The following is a 4,030-nucleotide window of genomic DNA, read 5'->3' as shown; positions in this document are numbered from 1 at the left end:
CCGCCAGGAGACCAGCCGGCTCGCGGCGGCGATCAACACGATGCTGGACCGGATCCAGCAGGCCTTCGGCGCGCGGCTGCAGTCCGAGCAGAAGGTGCGTCAGTTCGCCGCGGACGCCTCGCACGAGCTGCGCACGCCGCTGACCACGATCCGGGGGTACGCGGAACTCTACCGGCAGGGCGCACTGGGCCCGGACGAGCTGCCGAACGCCATGCGGCGGATCGAGCAGGAGGCCGAACGCATGAGCATGCTGGTCGCCGAACTGCTCGAGCTGGCCCGTCTTGGCCGCCCTTCATCCCTCGACCTGACCGAGACCGACCTGACGACCGTGGCCAGGGACGCGGTCGCCGACGCGCGGGCGGTCGAGCCGGACCGCGAGGTCGCCGCGCAGCTCCCGCCCAGCCTGGTGGTGACCGCCGATGAACCGCGGATGCGCCAGGTGCTCGCGAACCTGCTCGGCAACGTGCGCGCGCACACGCCGCCGGGCACTCCCGCAACGGTGCGGGTGTTCGAGGAAAGCGACGGCGCCGTGCTCGAGGTCGCCGACGACGGCCCTGGCATGTCCGCCCGCGACGCGGCGCGCGCCTTCGACCGCTTCTACCGCGGTTCCGGCGACGGCGCCCGCGCGGGCCGGTTCAACGGGCACCGCGCCGCCGGAGCCGAGTTCGCGGGGAGCGGCCTCGGGCTGTCGATCGTGCACGCCATCGCCGCCGCGCACGGCGGCTACGCCCGGCTGTCGTCCGCGCCGGGGGCCGGGACCACCGTGCGGCTCTGGATTCCGCTGAAGTGACGCCAGGACCCGCCGGGCCGTGGCACGTGTTGTCCGGGTGACGGGCGGGCCGAGGCGCGGCGGCGGGGGCATGGGGCCGAGGGGCGTTTCCCGGTTAAACCCGGGCGTACCGTGATTGGATTCACATGACGGACCAGGTGGCGCGGTCATGGGAGTCTCAGTGTCCGGGCGGATGGGTGCACGAAGGACGGGCGGCACACGGGGGATCACGCTTGTCGCCGTGTTTGGCGTGCTCGCCGCCGTGGGGCTCGGCGCCGGCGTGTCGGTGGCGGCAGCGCGGCCGGCCGTGAGCGCGGCCGTTCATCAGATCAGCGCGGCCGCGCAGCGCGCCGCGCTCGCCTACTGGACGCCAGCCCGGATGGCGGCGGCGCGGTCCGCGGCGCTTCCCTCGGCCGCGGCACGGCCGACGGTCGAGCCGCCCAAGGGAATCCCGACCGCGGTTCACTTCAGCGGCGCGCCCACCACGGGCGCGCTGTTCACCTCGACGAGCGGGCAGGACCACTTCTGCACCGCCGACACGGTGAAGTCCGCGCTCGGCGACCTGGTCATCACGGCCGCGCACTGCGTCGACGCGAAAAAGTTCGCTGCCAACGTCATCTATGTCCCCGGCTACGACCGAGGGCACGAGCCCTACGGCGCGTGGGCCGTCCGGTCGATCGTCGTGGCGCCCGGCTGGCAGAAGTCCCACGATCCCGACCTCGACTTCGCGTTCCTGGCGGTGGGCCAGGCCAGCGGCGCCAAGATCCAGGCCGTCACCGGAGCCCTGACGCTCGGCTTCACGCTGCCGTACAAGCAGACCATCGAGGTCATCGGCTATAACGACACCGACACCGAGCCGGTCCGGTGCCTGACGAAGAGCTTCAAGTTCCGGGCCGGTCAGATGGAGTTCTACTGCCACGGCTTCTGGATCGGCACCAGCGGCGGCCCGTGGATCATCGGTTACGACGCCAGAAACGGGACCGGCACGGTGTTCGGCGGCATCGGTGGCTACGAAGAGGGCGGCGACTACGAGTGGGCGTCGTACAGCCCGTATTTCGGCTCGGCGATGCGAGTCTTGTACGAGCAGGCGGAGAAGCTGGCGCCGCCTGCGCCGCCGCCCACCCCGAGCCCGACGCCCACACCCACGCCGTCGCTGTCACCCACGCCCACGCCGACGCCCTCGCCGACGCCGCCGGTCACCCCGAGCGGCTTACAGGACAACCGACGCCGCCTCACAGGACGCGCAGCTCCACGCTGATGTTTCCCCTGGTGGCGCGGGAGTACGGGCATACCTGGTGCGCGGTGTCCGCGAACTCGCGGACCTTGTCCCGCTCCAGGCCCGGGACGTGGACGACCAGGGTGACGATCAGGCCGAAGGCGTCGCCCTCCGGGCCGATGCCCACCTGCGCGGTCACCGTGGAATCGCCGAGCGAAGTGTGCTCGCGGCCCGCCACCAGGCGCAGCGCGCTGTGGAAGCAGGCGGCGTAACCGGCTGCGAACAGCTCCTCAGGGTTGGCGCCGGCGCCGGTGCCGCCCAGTTCGGGCGGGAACGCGAGGTCCAGGTCGATCCGATGGTCAGACGAGGTGACATGGCCGTTGCGGCCGTCGCCAGTAGACACCGCCTCGGCGGTGTACAGAACCGTGTCGGGCATAGCTGAACACTATCGCGGCACGCCAGCCAGATCCGCGCGATGCGCATGGCCGGTGTCCCCGGGCCCGTGGGACGGCCGGCTTCGGTCTTGGCAGCGGTGCGGTCTGAGGAGCAAGGCGGGATCGTTCGGTAAAATTGGAGCAGATGCGGTCCGCTACGGTCGGTGATGGGCGGCGCCGCACAATGCGATCCGCGCGTGGCCAACGTGTGATCTTCGCCATGCACAATGGTCACCGGGCGCCAGTAGCTCAGCCGGATAGAGCAGCTGCCTTCTAAGCAGCGGGTCGCGGGTTCGAATCCTGCCTGGCGCACTCATCCGAAACCCCAGGTCAATAGCTATCCCTCGGTCAATGGCGCGTCCGGTCATGATGTCTTTTTCGCTTGGCGTGCCATCCGCGTGCCAGACGGCTAGCTTGTTCCCGCACGTCAGAGGGGTTCATCGCGTTTTCTACGACCCCCCGCGAATGACGCAGCGGGTCACCCGCAGGACGGCCCCTGACCAGGGAGTTTCTGCTGAGATTCCTGCGGGGAGCCAAACGGGGAGCCAGGCCAGGCCAGCACGGGTTCTGCAAGCCTGACAACCGGATCAGGCGCGCCGGACTCAGAGCCCACCGGGCGTCCGGCCGTTACAGCGCGGAGACCATTGGACTGTTGTTGGTCCGCGCCTGACACGCCACGCTACGAGACCGGGGCTTGCAAGACGGCGAGCGGGCCGCCGGAGTGAGCTGCGTGCGTGGCCGGCTGGCGCTTGGCACTCCAGCATGAGCTACATGGCCGTGGTGGGGTGCATATGGTGTGGGCGTGACTGAGATTCCCGCGGTTGTGGCCGCGGAGCTGGCACGGCTGCGGGCGGAGAACGCGCGCCTGCTGAAGATGCTGGAGCTGAGCCCGCGGCAGGCCGCGCAAGAATGGTCGAGGAGCTCTTCCTCGACGGCGTACTTGTAGAACCCGGCGATGGTGCATAGCCGCCGGGTGACGGTGGCGCGGGACGGCCTTTGGCTTCCAGCTCGCGGGCGAAGGTCTCGATGTCGGCGCGACGGACGGCGAAGAGCGGCCGGGAGCGAGCGCGGCACCAGCCGGTGAACTGGCGCAGGTCGAGCGTGTAGGCCTCGCGGGTGAGGCCGCGGTAGCCGGCCAGGAACCCGGCGAGCGCGAGTCGCTCGGCGTCGGTGAAGGTCGGCTGGACAGGGACGAGGGCGGTGGACGTAGGCGTGGCGGTCATCAAGCACCTCCAGGGACAGCCGGGACCCGGAAGACTGGGCCGCCGCAGGTCCCAGCGATGAACGATGCCCGCAACGTATGCTGCTCGCCGATATGGCGCCATGCCGCAGTCCAGCTGGCAGCCGCGGACATGGCCATGGCCATGGCAAACCACGCCAGCACGGCGCTCCGGAGAACGACGCGTGCCCAAGGTGCCCGCTGCCGCTAGCATGAGGTAGTGACCTACGAACGCATCACCACAGACCCCGCTGTGATGGGCGGCCTGCCCTGCATCAGGGGGTTGCGATTCCCGGTCGCGACGGTGCTGGCGATGCTCGCGGACGGCATGGACACCGAGGACATCCTGGCTGAGCATCCTGACCTCACCGCCGAGGACATCCACGAGTCCC

The 4,030-nt window shown here is 70.2% G+C and carries 5 protein-coding genes and 1 tRNA gene; 5 read left to right on the top strand and 1 reads right to left on the bottom strand.

Going from position 1 to position 4,030, the window contains the following annotated elements; translation table 11 throughout:
* Together Q1N79_RS09035 and Q1N79_RS09030 are read left to right on the top strand one after the other, a co-directional pair.
* Positions 1–790: HAMP domain-containing sensor histidine kinase (locus Q1N79_RS09035; RefSeq protein ID WP_300606731.1), on the top strand; the 790-nt coding region annotated here is incomplete at its 5' end.
* 148 nt (positions 791–938) lie between these two features.
* Positions 939–2,027 (top strand): trypsin-like serine protease, encoded by a 1,089-nt coding sequence (locus Q1N79_RS09030; protein WP_300606729.1) that lies wholly within the window; start codon positions 939–941, stop codon positions 2,025–2,027.
* Here the strand turns inward: Q1N79_RS09030 and Q1N79_RS09025 are convergent.
* Positions 2,002–2,421, bottom strand: a complete 420-nt coding sequence (locus Q1N79_RS09025) for an organic hydroperoxide resistance protein (protein ID WP_300606727.1) — start codon at positions 2,419–2,421, stop codon at positions 2,002–2,004. The two genes, Q1N79_RS09030 and Q1N79_RS09025, sit on opposite strands and share 26 nt — an antisense overlap.
* Before the next feature lie 236 nt (positions 2,422–2,657).
* Between Q1N79_RS09025 and Q1N79_RS09020 the strand changes: the two genes are divergently transcribed.
* The 3 genes from Q1N79_RS09020 to Q1N79_RS30615 form a co-directional block, all read left to right on the top strand.
* A tRNA-Arg gene (locus tag Q1N79_RS09020) sits at positions 2,658–2,731 on the top strand.
* Positions 2,732–3,221: 490 nt separating this feature from the next.
* Positions 3,222–3,365: a hypothetical protein gene (locus Q1N79_RS09015; RefSeq protein ID WP_300606726.1), complete on the top strand. Its 144-nt coding sequence runs from the start codon at positions 3,222–3,224 to the stop codon at positions 3,363–3,365.
* A gap of 493 nt (positions 3,366–3,858) precedes the next feature.
* Positions 3,859–4,030 (top strand): DUF433 domain-containing protein (locus Q1N79_RS30615; protein WP_367185048.1); only part of this gene is annotated, 172 nt, incomplete at its 3' end.

Origin of the sequence: Trebonia sp. (assembly GCF_030042015.1) — a bacterium.
In the GTDB taxonomy this organism is placed as follows: domain Bacteria; phylum Actinomycetota; class Actinomycetes; order Streptosporangiales; family Streptosporangiaceae; genus Trebonia.
This window is presented reverse-complemented; position numbering and strand designations above follow the sequence as displayed.